The 12,875-nt window shown below is 57.7% G+C and carries 15 protein-coding genes; 3 read left to right on the plus strand and 12 right to left on the minus strand.

The features are described 5' to 3' along the window. Together DY251_RS11860 and DY251_RS11865 are read right to left on the minus strand one after the other, a co-directional pair. Nucleotides 1-348 (minus strand): AzlD domain-containing protein, encoded by a 348-nt coding sequence (locus tag DY251_RS11860; RefSeq protein WP_116624125.1) that lies wholly within the window; start codon nt 346-348, stop codon nt 1-3. Beyond that, entirely contained in the window at nt 345-1,085 is a 741-nt protein-coding gene (locus DY251_RS11865; protein ID WP_116624126.1) for an AzlC family ABC transporter permease, read from the minus strand. The genes DY251_RS11860 and DY251_RS11865 overlap by 4 nt, the downstream gene beginning before the upstream one ends. Before the next feature lie 229 nt (nt 1,086-1,314). On the opposite strand from DY251_RS11865, the gene DY251_RS11870 reads away from it, so the two are divergent. Then, nucleotides 1,315-2,064, plus strand: coding sequence for an adenylate/guanylate cyclase domain-containing protein (locus DY251_RS11870; RefSeq protein ID WP_245415940.1), 750 nt, complete (start codon nt 1,315-1,317; stop codon nt 2,062-2,064). A gap of 47 nt (nt 2,065-2,111) precedes the next feature. On the opposite strand, the gene clpA is transcribed toward DY251_RS11870, so the two are convergent. The 3 genes from clpA to DY251_RS11885 all read right to left on the minus strand — a co-directional run bounded on the left by clpA (nt 2,112) and on the right by DY251_RS11885 (nt 5,478). Further along, nucleotides 2,112-4,574 carry an ATP-dependent Clp protease ATP-binding subunit ClpA gene (gene clpA, locus DY251_RS11875; RefSeq protein WP_116624127.1) on the minus strand — a complete coding sequence of 821 codons (2,463 nt, stop codon included), beginning with the start codon at nt 4,572-4,574 and terminating at the stop codon, nt 2,112-2,114. Between the two features lie 8 nt (nt 4,575-4,582). Next, complete coding sequence (clpS, locus tag DY251_RS11880) at nt 4,583-4,915, minus strand: ATP-dependent Clp protease adapter ClpS (protein WP_116624266.1); 333 nt, start codon at nt 4,913-4,915, stop codon at nt 4,583-4,585. 233 nt (nt 4,916-5,148) lie between these two features. Then, nucleotides 5,149-5,478, minus strand: coding sequence for a phasin family protein (locus DY251_RS11885; RefSeq protein WP_116624128.1), 330 nt, complete (start codon nt 5,476-5,478; stop codon nt 5,149-5,151). A gap of 327 nt (nt 5,479-5,805) precedes the next feature. Between DY251_RS11885 and DY251_RS11895 the strand changes: the two genes are divergently transcribed. Together DY251_RS11895 and DY251_RS11900 are read left to right on the plus strand one after the other, a co-directional pair. Beyond that, complete coding sequence (locus DY251_RS11895; RefSeq protein ID WP_425373297.1) at nt 5,806-7,104, plus strand: serine hydrolase; 1,299 nt, start codon at nt 5,806-5,808, stop codon at nt 7,102-7,104. Nucleotides 7,105-7,141: 37 nt separating this feature from the next. Continuing rightward, nucleotides 7,142-7,408, plus strand: a complete 267-nt coding sequence (locus tag DY251_RS11900; RefSeq protein ID WP_116624130.1) for a hypothetical protein — start codon at nt 7,142-7,144, stop codon at nt 7,406-7,408. Between the two features lie 6 nt (nt 7,409-7,414). Here DY251_RS11900 and DY251_RS11905 read toward each other — a convergent pair whose 3' ends face one another. From DY251_RS11905 to DY251_RS11930, 7 genes are all read right to left on the minus strand, one after another. Further along, nucleotides 7,415-7,852 carry a DUF1489 family protein gene (locus tag DY251_RS11905; protein WP_116624131.1) on the minus strand — a complete coding sequence of 146 codons (438 nt, stop codon included), beginning with the start codon at nt 7,850-7,852 and terminating at the stop codon, nt 7,415-7,417. 58 nt (nt 7,853-7,910) lie between these two features. After that, a complete protein-coding gene (locus DY251_RS11910) occupies nt 7,911-9,311 on the minus strand; it encodes an L-serine ammonia-lyase (protein ID WP_116624132.1) in 1,401 nt (466 codons plus the stop codon). A 113-nt stretch (nt 9,312-9,424) separates the two neighbouring features. After that, a complete protein-coding gene (locus DY251_RS21880) occupies nt 9,425-9,556 on the minus strand; it encodes a hypothetical protein (RefSeq protein WP_281004457.1) in 132 nt (43 codons plus the stop codon). 254 nt (nt 9,557-9,810) lie between these two features. Continuing rightward, nucleotides 9,811-11,292 (minus strand): Asp-tRNA(Asn)/Glu-tRNA(Gln) amidotransferase subunit GatA, encoded by a 1,482-nt coding sequence (gene gatA, locus DY251_RS11915; RefSeq protein WP_116624133.1) that lies wholly within the window; start codon nt 11,290-11,292, stop codon nt 9,811-9,813. After that, nucleotides 11,289-11,756 (minus strand): GNAT family N-acetyltransferase, encoded by a 468-nt coding sequence (locus DY251_RS11920; RefSeq protein WP_116624134.1) that lies wholly within the window; start codon nt 11,754-11,756, stop codon nt 11,289-11,291. The genes gatA and DY251_RS11920 overlap by 4 nt, the downstream gene beginning before the upstream one ends. Nucleotides 11,757-11,759: 3 nt before the next feature. After that, on the minus strand, nt 11,760-12,047 hold the full coding sequence (gene gatC / locus DY251_RS11925) for an Asp-tRNA(Asn)/Glu-tRNA(Gln) amidotransferase subunit GatC (RefSeq protein ID WP_116624135.1): 288 nt from the start codon (nt 12,045-12,047) through the stop codon (nt 11,760-11,762). Between the two features lie 78 nt (nt 12,048-12,125). Then, on the minus strand, nt 12,126-12,830 hold the full coding sequence (locus DY251_RS11930) for a metal-dependent hydrolase (RefSeq protein WP_116624136.1): 705 nt from the start codon (nt 12,828-12,830) through the stop codon (nt 12,126-12,128). Nucleotides 12,831-12,875 lie beyond the last annotated feature (45 nt).

Raw genomic sequence — 12,875 nt, forward strand, 5'->3', positions numbered from 1 at the left:
CTATCCCAATAGCAGCCCGGCAAAGAGCACGACCTCGGCTGCTGCGATGCCCACCACGATTCGACGCTGAACAAGCAGGTACGCGACGAAGCCCGCCGCCATCGCAACTATGCGCAATATTAACGATGTGTCCGCCAGCGCGCCGCTCGGAAACACGACCAGATTGCCGATAACTGCCGCGACAAGTGCCGTCGCTACACAGCGTATGAACACGATTACGTCTGAGTTTTCGGCCGCGCGCCCGCCGAAATACACGCCCAGATAACGCCAGACATCTGTTGCGAGCCACCCCGCGACGAGGATGAACAGATAGGGCCACCACCAATATTGCAGGGCAGTAAATGTCATGCGGAAATCTTTACCCGCCCAGCCTTGTGCCAGAGGAACGCCAACGAACCGCAAACAAATCCGGTAATCAACAAATCAAAGCTCGGCGCAACGAAATGCACCAGCGGCCCGCCAACGATCCCCAACCCCATAGCTACATGGGCAGCGCCTTCCCGCGCTGAACCCCAAAGCGAAGTCAAAAAGTAAATGGGCGTCAGCAGTAGAAGCCCTGCCATGACCATCGGCGGAAAAGAATCGGCGAGAACATAGATCACGCCGACCAACACCATGTTCGCAAGCACCAGCGTACCGCCAAGTCCGGCATAAAAAGTGGTGCGCATCTCGCGCGGCACACTGCTCAGCTGCTCCATCGCCAGCACCCAGGAGGTGATAGCCACGAAGTGCGACAGCGCGTAAAGCACCCATCGCGGTGTTCGCTCGGTTCGCATTTCCGGAACGAGCGCGACCACCATCGGCATCAGTCGGATCGAGGACAGCGCCACCGCGAACGCAGCCGCCGGCAAAGATGCACCGCTAAGAATCGCTCCGATCAAAACAACCTTCGCGGGAAGCGCCCAGACCACGCCCACCATAAATACACTTTGCCACAGGGTCAGCCCGGCCGCCTTCGCCAAACCCGCAAAGCCAACGAAGGCGCTGGAAAGGATCAATCCCGGTATGGAAAAAGTAGCTCGCACACCGCGCAAATACCAATGGCGGCGGCTGTGTTCCTGTTCGTGCGGGAGAGTTGCAGACATTTAAAGCCGAATATCACGCTGCCAGTCATGAGTCAGTATGGTTGCTCCCCCTTCAAACAAATAGGATCAAATTCCTTGATTGATGCGATATGTTCACGTATTGTTCTTTCTTCTTATTCATCAAATTGCCGGCCGACTTATCAGGCTTTCGGGAGTAGCCATTGCGATGCATGCGATCAGCACCCATAGTTCCGCGACGTTTCCTGGCCTGTCTACGGAGAAACCCGTGGTGAAGCGCAGACTGACGACCGTGTTATGCGCAGATGCGCGCGGCTATGCCGGCCAGATGCAGATCGACGAAGCAGGAACGCTGGAGCGTTTGCGCCGATATCGTTCGGTCATGTCCGAGCTTTTCGCCAGTCACGATGGACGAATGGTCAACACATGGGGTGATTCGATTATCGCGGAGTTCGCCTCCGTTGTTGAGGCCGTGCGCTGTGCTGTCGAAATTCAGGAAGCTATCGGCTCCCAGAATGCCGACCTCTCCCAGGAACGACAGATGCAATTTCGCATCGGCATCAATCTGGGCGATGTGATTCAGGATGGCGACGACATTTACGGTGAGGGCGTGAACGCGGCTGCGCGGCTGGAATCTTTAGCCGAGCCCGGCGGGATCATGGTTTCAGAAACGGTTTATGCTCTCACCCATAAGCAGTTGAGTTTCACCTTCGACTTTGCCGCTCCGCGTCAGGTTAAAGGTCATGAGGCTCCGGTTTCTGGTTATCGTGTGCGCGTTCCGGGCAGCGACTTGGCGAGCGCCGAGTTTCAGGAGCCAGCGCTCCCGCCGCAACAGGGCAAACGGTCAGGGCTTATTGCCAGATATTTCGGCCCTTCCTCGACGGCGCGCATACCGCTCGTCATGATTGCCATGTTTTTCACGATCAATCTGGTCACAGGCATTGATAAGCCTTGGTTTATATACCCAGCCATACCGTTCGCGGCTTTAATTGTGCTGCGGGGTTTGCGTGGCTCAAAATGAAAAAGCCGCCGGGTGTACCGGCGGCTTTTTTTGCAAAGTTCAGTCTATCAGGATTTACGCGGAAGCTGCGGAACAAGGCTGCGCTTGCCGCCCGAACCGCCGCCACTATCCTTCGCCTTTGGCGCGGGAGCAGCCTTCTTGGCAGCAGGTTTGCGTGCAGCTTTCTTGCGCGGTGCAGGTTGCTCCACTTCTTCCTTTTTCGGCTTCACCGGAATCTCGTCCGCAATGCTTTCGAGCTTGAGGCCGGTTTCGCCGGTATCCTTCTTCTCGACCGTAACGCGAACCGTGCCGCCCTTCTTGAGCTTGCCGAAAAGCACCTCTTCCGCGAGCGGCTTCTTGATGTGCTCCTGAATGACGCGAGACAGAGGCCGCGCGCCCATCCGCTCATCATAGCCCTTGTCCGCCAGCCATTCGATTGCCTCCTTCGACAGATCGAAGGTCACGCCGCGCTCGGACAATTGGGCCTCAAGCTGCATGACGAACTTCTGCACGACCTGATGCACTACCGGAACCGGCAGTGAGCCGAAGGGAATGATTGCATCGAGACGGTTGCGGAATTCCGGCGAGAACAGGCGGTTGATCGCCTCCATGTCTTCGCCTTCGCGCTTGGATGAGCCGAAGCCGATTGCAGCCTTTGCCATATCCGATGCGCCGGCGTTCGTGGTCATGATCAGGATCACATTGCGGAAGTCGATAGACTTGCCGTTGTGGTCCGTCAGCTTGCCGTGGTCCATTACCTGCAACAGAATGTTGAACAGATCTGGGTGCGCCTTTTCAACCTCGTCGAGCAGCAGCACGCAATGCGGATGCTGATCGACGCCGTCCGTCAACAGCCCACCTTGGTCGAAGCCAACATAGCCGGGAGGCGCGCCAATCAACCGCGAAACAGTGTGACGCTCCATGTATTCCGACATGTCGAAGCGCAGAAGCTCCACGCCCAATGACGCTGCAAGCTGCTTGGCGACTTCCGTCTTGCCGACGCCCGTGGGGCCGGAGAACAGATAGGAGCCAATCGGCTTTTCAGGTTCACGCAGGCCAGCGCGAGCGAGCTTGATGGACGAGGCAAGCGCGGTGATAGCCGTATCCTGCCCATACACAACGCGGCGCAGTTCAGTCTCCAGACCGGCCAGCACCTGCTCGTCATCTGCAGAAACGGTCTTCGGCGGAATTCGGGCCATCGTGGCAATCGTTGCCTCGATTTCCTTGATGCCGATAGTCTTCTTCCGCTTGCCTTCCGGCAGCAGCATCTGAGACGCGCCGGTTTCATCGATCACGTCGATCGCCTTGTCCGGCAGCTTGCGGTCGCTGATATAGCGGGCCGAAAGCTCCACCGAACCTTTGATTGCCTCGGTTGTGTACTTGACCTTGTGGAACTCCTCGAAATAGGGCTTCAGCCCCTTCATGATTTCGATTGCGTCCTCGATAGTCGGCTCGTTCACGTCGATCTTCTGGAAGCGCCGCACCAGCGCGCGGTCCTTCTCGAAGAACTGCCGGAACTCCTTGTAGGTGGTCGAGCCGATGCAGCGAATCGCGCCTGACGACAGCGCCGGTTTCAGCAGATTCGAAGCGTCCATCGCGCCGCCGGAGGTTGCACCAGCGCCGATAACGGTGTGGATCTCATCAATGAACAGCACCGCGCCCGGATATTCCTCAAGCTCCTTGACGACCTGCTTCAACCGCTCTTCGAAGTCGCCGCGATAGCGCGTGCCTGCCAGCAGTGTGCCCATGTCCAGCGCGAAGATCGTCGCGTCCATCAGCACTTCCGGCACGTCTCGCTCCACGATGCGCTTCGCCAAACCCTCGGCGATGGCCGTTTTGCCAACACCGGGATCGCCCACATAAAGAGGGTTGTTCTTGGAACGACGGCAAAGCACCTGGATCGTACGATTGATTTCCGATTCGCGACCGATCAGCGGATCGATCTTGCCGGAACGCGCCTTCTGATTGAGGTTCACGCAATAGGCCGTCAGCGCATCCTGCTGCTTCTTGCCCTTGCCGTTTTCTTCCTCGTTGTTCTGCTCTGGCTGATCGTCTTCAACGCCACGCGGCGCACGACGCTCCGACGAACCGGGACGCTTGGCGATTCCATGAGAGATGTAGTTCACCGCGTCGTAGCGGGTCATCTGCTGCTCTTGCAGGAAGTATGCAGCGTGGCTCTCACGCTCGGCAAAGATCGCGACCAGCACGTTTGCGCCAGACACTTCTTCCCGACCCGACGATTGCACATGAATCACCGCGCGCTGGATAACACGCTGGAAACCTGCCGTCGGCTTGGAGTCCTCGTCATAGCCGGTAACCAGATTGTCCAGCTCCGTCTCAATATAGTTCAGCACCGTCTGGCGCAGCTCGTCGAGATCGACATTGCACGCGCGCATAACCGCCGCGGCATCAGGATCGTCGATCAATGCGAGCAGTAGGTGTTCGAGTGTTGCGTATTCGTGGTGACGTTCGTTGGCAATTGTCAGCGCTTGATGCAGCGCCTTCTCAAGCCCCTGTGAAAATGCGGGCATTCAGAACCTCACTTCTTTTCCATCACGCATTGCAGCGGATGCTGGTTCTGGCGGGCGAAATCCATGACCTGCGCGACCTTGGTTTCGGCCACCTCGAAAGTGTAGACGCCACATTCGCCCACACCGTGGTTGTGAACATGAAGCATAATGCGCGTGGCGCTTTCGCGGTCCTTTTGAAAGAACCGCTCCAGCACTACGATCACAAACTCCATAGGCGTGTAATCGTCATTCAGGATCAGCACGCGATAAAGACTTGGCTTTCGCGTTCGCGTCTTCGTTTTCGTGATGACAGCCGTGCCGCGCCCGGCTCCGCCGCCGCCGCGCCGCTCATTATCCTGCATGCGGATAAGATCAGTACCAATGCTAGTCTCGCCGGTTTTCACCCCGACCATCCCTTTCGCCGAATCCTCGCCCAAGCCGTCATGTAGGTAACCATAGCCTGATTGTAAGAGCTTCGCCATTACACTCAATATGAAGGAAGCCCCTTCCGAATGAATTACTGTGGTTGTGAAAATGCAAAGAGCCCAGCCATGCGTCGCATAGCCGGGCTCCTGGTCATACTCCTGATGGGGAGTTATTTCGTCTTGGCGAGCGCGGCCTCGAATGGCTGATACGCATCTTTTGCGAGATCGGCATAAAGGCCGCTCAGCTTCGATGCTTCAGCTACAAAGCCCTCATAGCTCGATTTGAAATAAGCCGACTGAATTTCAACCGCCTTCTCAAAAGACTTTGCCGCAGTGAGATTCTGCCACGCAGAAACACCGTCTTCCATTACCTTCTTGGCATAGTCCGATGTTTCGACGGCTATCGCTTGCGCACCGGTCGAAAACGCTGCGAAGGCTTTCAATCCGCCTTCGTAGAATTCCTTGTTGAATGCGCCGACATCTTCAAAATTCTTGCTCATCTAACTGCCTTTCAAAATAAAGATTCATGCGAGCTTGTGCGATGCACCAAATATTGTGCAGCGCACCATGCCTGTCAAGGTTGATCCCATTCAGCGGCAGCATTGTCCTCGCGAGAATTTGAATAAAAGACACTTTAACAGCGACCAAAATGGTGAACGCGGCGCTTACCATAAACGGATTGGTAACGCTGTCGCCCTAGTTTGGAACGGTACTTCGCAGCGCGTATTGGCGGCGAAGTTTGAAATTTCAATGAGTGTAGGGTGTGCAGCGTGCATCAAGGTTCGAGTTGGCGGGCTGCCGCCGCGTTTTGGCTGATCGTTTCCGCAATTGTTTCGGCGTCTCTTTTCCTGACGACCATTCAGGCGCGGGCCGCATCGAATAAATATGCGGCTATCGTGGTGGACGCGAAAACCGGCAAGGTTCTCCATTCGGAAAACGCTGATTCGCGTCGCTATCCTGCCTCGCTCACCAAGATGATGACGCTCTATCTCACCTTCGAGGCGATGAAGAGCGGTCGCATCAACAAGAACACGCCCGTCCCCTTTTCGGTGCAGGCAGCAGCGCAGCCGCCCACAAAACTTGGCGTTAAGGCCGGCAATTCGATCACCGTCGAGCAGGCGATTTACGCGCTCATCACGCGTTCGGCCAACGACGCGGCTATGGCGCTTGCAGAGCTTTTGGGCGGTTCGCAGCAGCGTTTTGCACTCATGATGACCCAGAAAGCGCGTGCGCTTGGCATGCGCGGTACAATTTTCCGTAATCCTAACGGCTTGCCTGATGATGGTCAGTTCACGACCGCGCGCGATATGGCGACGCTTGGTATCGCCTTGCGCGAGCACTTCCCGCAATATTATCCTTATTTCTCCGTGCGCTCGTTCGCTTATGGCCGTCAGCGCATCGCGAACCATAATAAGTTGCTGGGCCGCGTGCGTGGCGTGGATGGCATCAAGACCGGATACACCCGCGCTTCCGGTTTCAACCTTGTTTCGTCGGTTCAAGATGGCAACCGCCGCATCGTCGCAGTGGTGATGGGCGGCCAGTCCGGGCCTTCCCGCGATAGCCGTATGACCCAACTAATTGCTGCAAACATGCCGAAGGCTTCCAGTCGCGGCGGCGGCGCACTGGTGGCGCGTGCCGACGGCGACACTTCCAAGCGCACGCTCGCCAGCCTGTTGCTGCCGAAGAAAGATATTCCGACTCCTGATGGTCGTCCGGCAATGGCCGATGAGCGCGACACCGATCAGCTCGCCTCGATGATCCAAGGCGCGCAGCCCACCCAGGCATCTGCTGATCAAATCGGCGCGCAAGCCTATGCCGAAGAAGATCAGGCACAGGGCGACACCGAGCCCACGCCGACCCCCGTTGCTGCGGTCAACGATGGCAAGTGGGTGATTCAGGTGGCTTCGTCGCCAAGCGCCAAAGAGGCGAAGGCTGTTCTTGCTCGCACACAGGACGCCTCGGCCGTCCTCGCTGACGCTTCAGCATACACAGTTCCATTCAGCAAAGACGGCACGACCTATTACCGCGCGCGTTTCAGCGGCTTCGCTTCTCAGGTTGAGGCATCGAAGGCTTGCGGCGCGCTCAAGCGTAAGAAGATTGCCTGCTACGCCACTCAGCAGGATTGAACACGCGTAAGAGTACAGCGTTCACGGAGATGGGGTTATGAGTACTGAGTTCGACATCCATCGCGACACTGCGGGGTTTTCCACACCGCGCTCGGAAGATGCCAGCGTTCAAGCGCTGTACCATGCGGCCAGCCGTCTGGCTGACGCGCGGCGCGGGACGCCCCGTTTCAAGACGAGGGATCTTGTCGGGCTGCTGCTCAGCCACGGCGCACGCACCTGGCGCAACAGTCAGCCGCGCGCCGTCGTCAGGTTGCGCGTTCGCTCGCCGGAAGGCCGCTTGGCGGTTCGCATAAATTTTGGCTGAAACGCTCTAGAGCAGACCGAGCTCGGCGAGTTCCTGCCTTAGCTTCGGCGGCATTTCCATCACGTCTTTGGCGCGCTTTCCGAGATCGGCAGGCGCGTCTTCTTGTTTCAGGTATCGCCACCCTTGAAACGCACGGCGCGGCTGCCACACTGTCCGCGCCACAATCGGCTCAAGCACGAGATGGCACCGGGATATGCCTTCGCTATCCACAAACGGCCGAATTTCGAGCAAGCGCTGCCTGCACTGGACATTGCCTTTTATCACCCAATAGAGCGACCCCTCGTCCGTAAGTTCGGAAATGCGCGTCGGCACCATGCGCGTCGTGTGCCACTGCTCAGCAGGTTCGCCCGCGCGCCGGCGCTCGTTCAGCCGGAAGGCAATCCATTCTTCCAGATCTTCGACGCTGTCGCAGCCGACGCACAGTTTTATAAGGTTAAGTGACATGGGACGACCCTAATCCGCGCTCTGCGAAGGTCAACAGAAAGCGCGGTTCTCCACAGGGTCAGCACTCAACCACGTTGACCGCAAGGCCGCCTTGGCTGGTTTCCTTGTACTTCTCGCTCATGTCTATGCCGGTTTGGCGCATGGTTTCGATAGCCGCATCAAGCGGCACGAAATGAACGCCATCGCCTTTGATCGCCAGCGAGGCGGCGGTGACCGCCTTCACGGCGCCAAGCGCATTGCGCTCGATGCATGGCACCTGCACCAGCCCGCCAACAGGATCACACGTCATGCCAAGATGATGCTCAAGCGCGATTTCAGCAGCATTTTCGACCTGCTCTGGCGTGCCGCCCATCACCGCGCACAGTCCAGCAGCAGCCATGGCGGAAGCTGAGCCTACCTCGCCCTGGCAGCCAACTTCGGCACCGGAAATCGACGCGTTTGTTTTGATGATGCCGCCAATTGCCGCCGACGCTAATAGAAATTCGCGAATGCTTCCCTGATCGGCTTCCGGATGGAAATGCAGCCAGTACCGCAGCACCGCCGGAACGACACCAGCCGCGCCGTTGGTGGGCGCAGTCACAACGCGCCCACCTGCTGCGTTTTCTTCGTTCACTGCCATTGCGTAGATCGACAGCCAGTCATTCGCCAGCAGCGGATTTGGCCTGTTGCGCTGCCAATCATCTTGCAATTTGTCATGAAGCTGGCGAGCGCGACGGCGCACTTTCAGCCCGCCAGGCATGATGCCTTCCTTGGTCAGTCCGCGCTCGATGCAGCCCTTCATCGCGCCCCAGATCGCGTCCAACCCGGTGTCGAGTTCTTCGCGCGTTAGAAAAACCTCTTCGTTAGCGCGCTTCATTTCCGCGATGGATAGGCCGCTGCGCGCGGCCATCGCAAGCATCTCCTTCGCGGATGCAAAGGGGTAAGGCACCTTCTTCGATGGCTTCTCCGGTCCCCGCGCCTTCATGCGCTGCAATTCTTCGTCGGAAACAACAAAGCCGCCGCCAATCGAATAGTAGATCCGTTTCAGCAGCAGCCTTCCGCCGCTGTCATAGGCGTAAAACTGCATGCCGTTTGCGTGGCCCGGCAGTGGGATTTTCTTATCCAGCACAAGGTCTTTGGCCGGATCGAAGTGATATGTCGGATGCCCCGCAGGCGTTACGCGCTTTTCGCGCTGTATGCGGTCGATGATTTCGTCCGTTTTGTCAGGATCAGCCGTTGTCGGGGTCAACCCCGCGAGGCCGAGAACAACCGCACGGTCCGTGCCGTGCCCGATGCCCGTGAAAGCCAGCGAACCGTGCAGGCTCGCGCCCAGCGCTGCAACCGCCGCATCTCGCGGTCGCGGCCAATCCCCATTCAGTATCTCATCGAGAAAACGCGCACCGGCCGTCATCGGGCCCATCGTGTGAGAACTCGATGGACCTATGCCAATTTTGTAGAGATCGAAAACAGAAAGAAACAATGGCTATCCCCATGGCAAATCGCCACGGTGATTTAGCGCGCTCTGAAAGACAAATCCATTCCCGTAGTCGACGGTGGATAATCTATGCGCGACGTGAAGCCGAAGATTCTTGCTTAGCCCGCCCGTGCCAACAGAGCGGTGGATTCGTTGCCGCCGATCAACCATGTCAGCAACATGAGCGCGGCGATTACGAGCATGACCTTGGTGGTCAGGCCCCAACAGGATTGGCTGTTTTCTTGATCCATGGTCGATGCAGGTACTTATGAATGGCCGCGCAACGGCAGATTGAATTCTGCAACCCAAATAGACGGTTCAAACTGGACTGGCAAGCGCGGATTGAGGCGGAAATGCGGCAAATGCAGCAGCGCACGCTTCATCCAATCTAAATAACCTTTTAAAATCAATAATCTCCAACACCTCGTTGAGTTGGAGAATTTTAGGCTTTTGGGCAGAAACATGGCGGGCGACTTTTAGCCGCCTGCCGAAACGATCAGTACGATCACCACCATTTTTGGGGTTCGAAGCGTCCCGCCGCCTGCTCGATCACATGCGCTGTCTGAAACAGCGTCTCTTCATCAAATGGGCGACCGATAAGCTGAAGGCCAAGTGGCAGGCCACGCGAATCGAGCCCGGCAGGAACCGCTATGCCGGGCAATCCGGCCATGTTCACCGTCACCGTGAAAACGTCGTTCAAATACATTTTCACCGGATCGCTGTTCATTTCCTGATCCGCTACCCCAAAAGCAGCGGAAGGCGTTGCAGGCGTCAGAATCACATCCACGCCATCCGCAAAAACATTCTCGAAATCGCGCTTGATGAGTGTGCGCACCTTCTGGGCCTGCAAATAATAGGCATCGTAGTAGCCCGCCGAAAGCACATAGGTGCCAATCATAATGCGGCGCTTCACTTCATCGCCGAAGCCTGCAGCGCGGGTGTTTTCATACATCTCGATGATGTCTTTGCCCGGTACGCGCAGCCCGTATCGCACACCGTCATAGCGCGCGAGATTCGATGAAGCTTCGGCAGGCGCAACGATGTAGTAAGCAGGCAGCGCATATTTCGTGTGCGGCAGCGAAATATCGACGATCTCGGCCCCCGCATCGCGCAGCCACGCAATGCCTTTTTGCCAAAGCGTTTCGATCTCCGCAGGCATTCCGTCCATACGATATTCTTTCGGAATGCCGACCTTCATGCCCTTGAGCGATTTTCCAAGCGCAGCCTCATAGTCCGGCACCGCGCGGTCAACCGATGTCGTGTCCTTGTCGTCCACGGAGGCCATGGATTTGAGCATGATCGCCGCGTCGCGCACGTCGCGCGCTATCGGCCCGGCCTGATCCAGCGACGACGCGAACGCCACAATGCCCCAACGGGAAACGCGCCCATAGGTCGGTTTGATGCCAACGGTACCGGTGAATGCCGCGGGCTGGCGAATCGAGCCGCCCGTGTCTGTCGCTGTTGCGCCCGCGCACAGAAACGCCGCCACCGCCGCCGCCGATCCACCGGAGGACCCCCCCGGCACGAGCTGAGCATTGCTGCCCTCTGCGCGCCAAGGGTTCGTCACAGGCCCATAATAGGATGTCTCGTTGGACGAACCCATCGCGAACTCGTCCATATTGAGTTTGCCGAGCATGACGGCGCCGTCGGCCCAAAGGTTCGCTGTCACAGTCGAGTCGTAGCGAGGCTTGAAACCATCGAGAACATGGCTGCACGCCTGCGTGTGCACGCCCTCCGTCGCGAAAAGATCCTTGATGCCAAGCGGAATGCCCTCAAGCGCGCCGCCTTCGCCTTTCGCCAGCCGCGCATCCGAAGCCTTCGCCATTTCCCGCGCCTTGTCATGCGTCACCGCGACATAGGCGTTGAACGCCTCGTTGGCCGCGTCGATAGCGCCCAGATAGGCGTCGGTCAGTTCCGTCGCGCTAATTTTCCGCGCCTTCAGCTTTTCGCGCGCTTCGGCAATGGTCAGTTTTGTCAGTTCGGTCATGAAAGTTTCTTTTCGTAGAATCTGGAAAAACCGGAATCCGGGTAATCGAGCACCGCGCCGCAAGCATTAAAGCCGTTTCGCTCATAAACGCGCCAGGCTGGTTCGAAGCCGGGTGCTTCGCCTGTTTCAAGCACCAATCGGCTCATGCCGCGTTCGCGCGCCAAGCCTTCCAGCGCCGCCAATATCTGCGAGCCGATGCGCTCGCCGCGCACTTGCGTATATGTGTACATCCGTTTGATCTCGGCCACGCCATCGCCGTGGTCCTTGATCGCGCCCATGCCGACCGGCGCGCCGTCCGCGTCGCGAGCGACCAGCAGCGTTACGCTCGGCTCACCCATTTGCTCCACCGTGAGCTGGAACTGGAATTCGCGCGGCGTCAGCGGAATGAGATAATCATTCAATGCCGCTACCATGGCGCGCACATCATCCTGCAGTGGCGTTTCGACGGCGATTGTGATCGGCATTGTCTATTCGACCACCTTCGGCACGAGGAAGAAGTTCTCTTCAGTCGCAGGTGCGTTCGCGACAATATCGGCGGCCTTATTGCCGTCCGTCACAATGTCTTCGCGCTTTTTCATCGCCATAGGCGTCACTGACGTCATGGGCTCAACATCGCGCACGTCAACTTCGTTCAGTTGCTCGACAAAGCCGAGAATGGTGTTCAGTTCGCCGGTCATGCGCGCGGCATCCTCTTCGCTCACAGCAATGCGAGCGAGACGGGCGACGCGTTTGACGGTTGTAATGTCCACGGACATGAGAAAACTCCAAAATGCCTGCTGAGGGCCTCGCCGGGCTATAGCGAGGCCATTGCCACAGTGCAATATTGCGCAGCGTCAGAGAGTGAAGGCTTCGCCCAACTTTGGCACAATAACTTTCGTGTCAGCCCCTTCCATACCATCAACGAACTTCTCCGCCGTTGGGTCGAGCATCGGGAAAGTCGCATAATGGCAGGGAATGACCGTCTCGAACTGGAAATACCGGCGGCATGCGAGTGCAGCAACCGCACCGCCCATCGTAAACCGGTCGCCAATCGGCACGAGCCCAACCTGCGGATTGTGAAGCTCGTTGATAAGCGCCATGTCGCCGAAAATGTCCGTGTCGCCCATATGATAAAGCGTCTTGTCCTCCGGGAAATGCAGAACCAGCCCCAGCGGGTTGCCCAGATAGGTGTTCGTGCCGTTCTCGCCACCGAACGAGGACGAGTGCAGTGCCTGAACGAATGTCGTGGTGAATCCGCCGCAATCGACCGTGCCGCCCGTATTGCCCGGATTGATCCGCGAGCCATCGGCGCCCTGCCCGACCAGATACATGCAAATCTCGAAATTCGCGACGAGTTGCGCGCCGGTCTTCTTTAGAATTTCGACCGAATTGCCGATATGGTCGTTATGTCCGTGTGTCAGCAAAAGATGGGTCACGCCTTCGGACGGCTTTTCCCACCCGCCAGACCAGAGCGGATTTTCAAGGAATGGGTCTATAAGGATCGTCTTGCCTGCCGCTTCGATGCGAAAGGCCGATTGCCCATACCATGTAATCTTCATCTTATGCTCCTTGGTTCCAACGTCGCAGCAAGATAGAAGCGCTTA

It is taken from the genome of Mesorhizobium denitrificans (assembly GCF_003403035.1).
In the GTDB taxonomy this organism is placed as follows: domain Bacteria; phylum Pseudomonadota; class Alphaproteobacteria; order Rhizobiales; family Rhizobiaceae; genus Mesorhizobium_G; species Mesorhizobium_G denitrificans.

What these genes read in the sequence shown, in the direction of transcription:
- DY251_RS11930 (WP_116624136.1), bottom strand. Translation starts at nt 12,830, where the DNA reads ATGAAGATTACATGGTATGGGCAATCGGCCTTTCGCATCGAAGCGGCA.
- clpA (WP_116624127.1), bottom strand. Translation starts at nt 4,574, where the DNA reads ATGCCCGCATTTTCACAGGGGCTTGAGAAGGCGCTGCATCAAGCGCTG.
- gatA (WP_116624133.1), bottom strand. Translation starts at nt 11,292, where the DNA reads ATGACCGAACTGACAAAACTGACCATTGCCGAAGCGCGCGAAAAGCTG.
- DY251_RS11905 (WP_116624131.1), bottom strand. Translation starts at nt 7,852, where the DNA reads ATGTCACTTAACCTTATAAAACTGTGCGTCGGCTGCGACAGCGTCGAA.
- DY251_RS11885 (WP_116624128.1), bottom strand. Translation starts at nt 5,478, where the DNA reads ATGAGCAAGAATTTTGAAGATGTCGGCGCATTCAACAAGGAATTCTAC.
- DY251_RS11920 (WP_116624134.1), bottom strand. Translation starts at nt 11,756, where the DNA reads ATGCCGATCACAATCGCCGTCGAAACGCCACTGCAGGATGATGTGCGC.
- DY251_RS11900 (WP_116624130.1), top strand. Translation starts at nt 7,142, where the DNA reads ATGAGTACTGAGTTCGACATCCATCGCGACACTGCGGGGTTTTCCACA.
- clpS (WP_116624266.1), bottom strand. Translation starts at nt 4,915, where the DNA reads ATGCAGGATAATGAGCGGCGCGGCGGCGGCGGAGCCGGGCGCGGCACG.
- DY251_RS11865 (WP_116624126.1), bottom strand. Translation starts at nt 1,085, where the DNA reads ATGTCTGCAACTCTCCCGCACGAACAGGAACACAGCCGCCGCCATTGG.
- DY251_RS21880 (WP_281004457.1), bottom strand. Translation starts at nt 9,556, where the DNA reads ATGGATCAAGAAAACAGCCAATCCTGTTGGGGCCTGACCACCAAGGTC.
- gatC (WP_116624135.1), bottom strand. Translation starts at nt 12,047, where the DNA reads ATGTCCGTGGACATTACAACCGTCAAACGCGTCGCCCGTCTCGCTCGC.
- DY251_RS11860 (WP_116624125.1), bottom strand. Translation starts at nt 348, where the DNA reads ATGACATTTACTGCCCTGCAATATTGGTGGTGGCCCTATCTGTTCATC.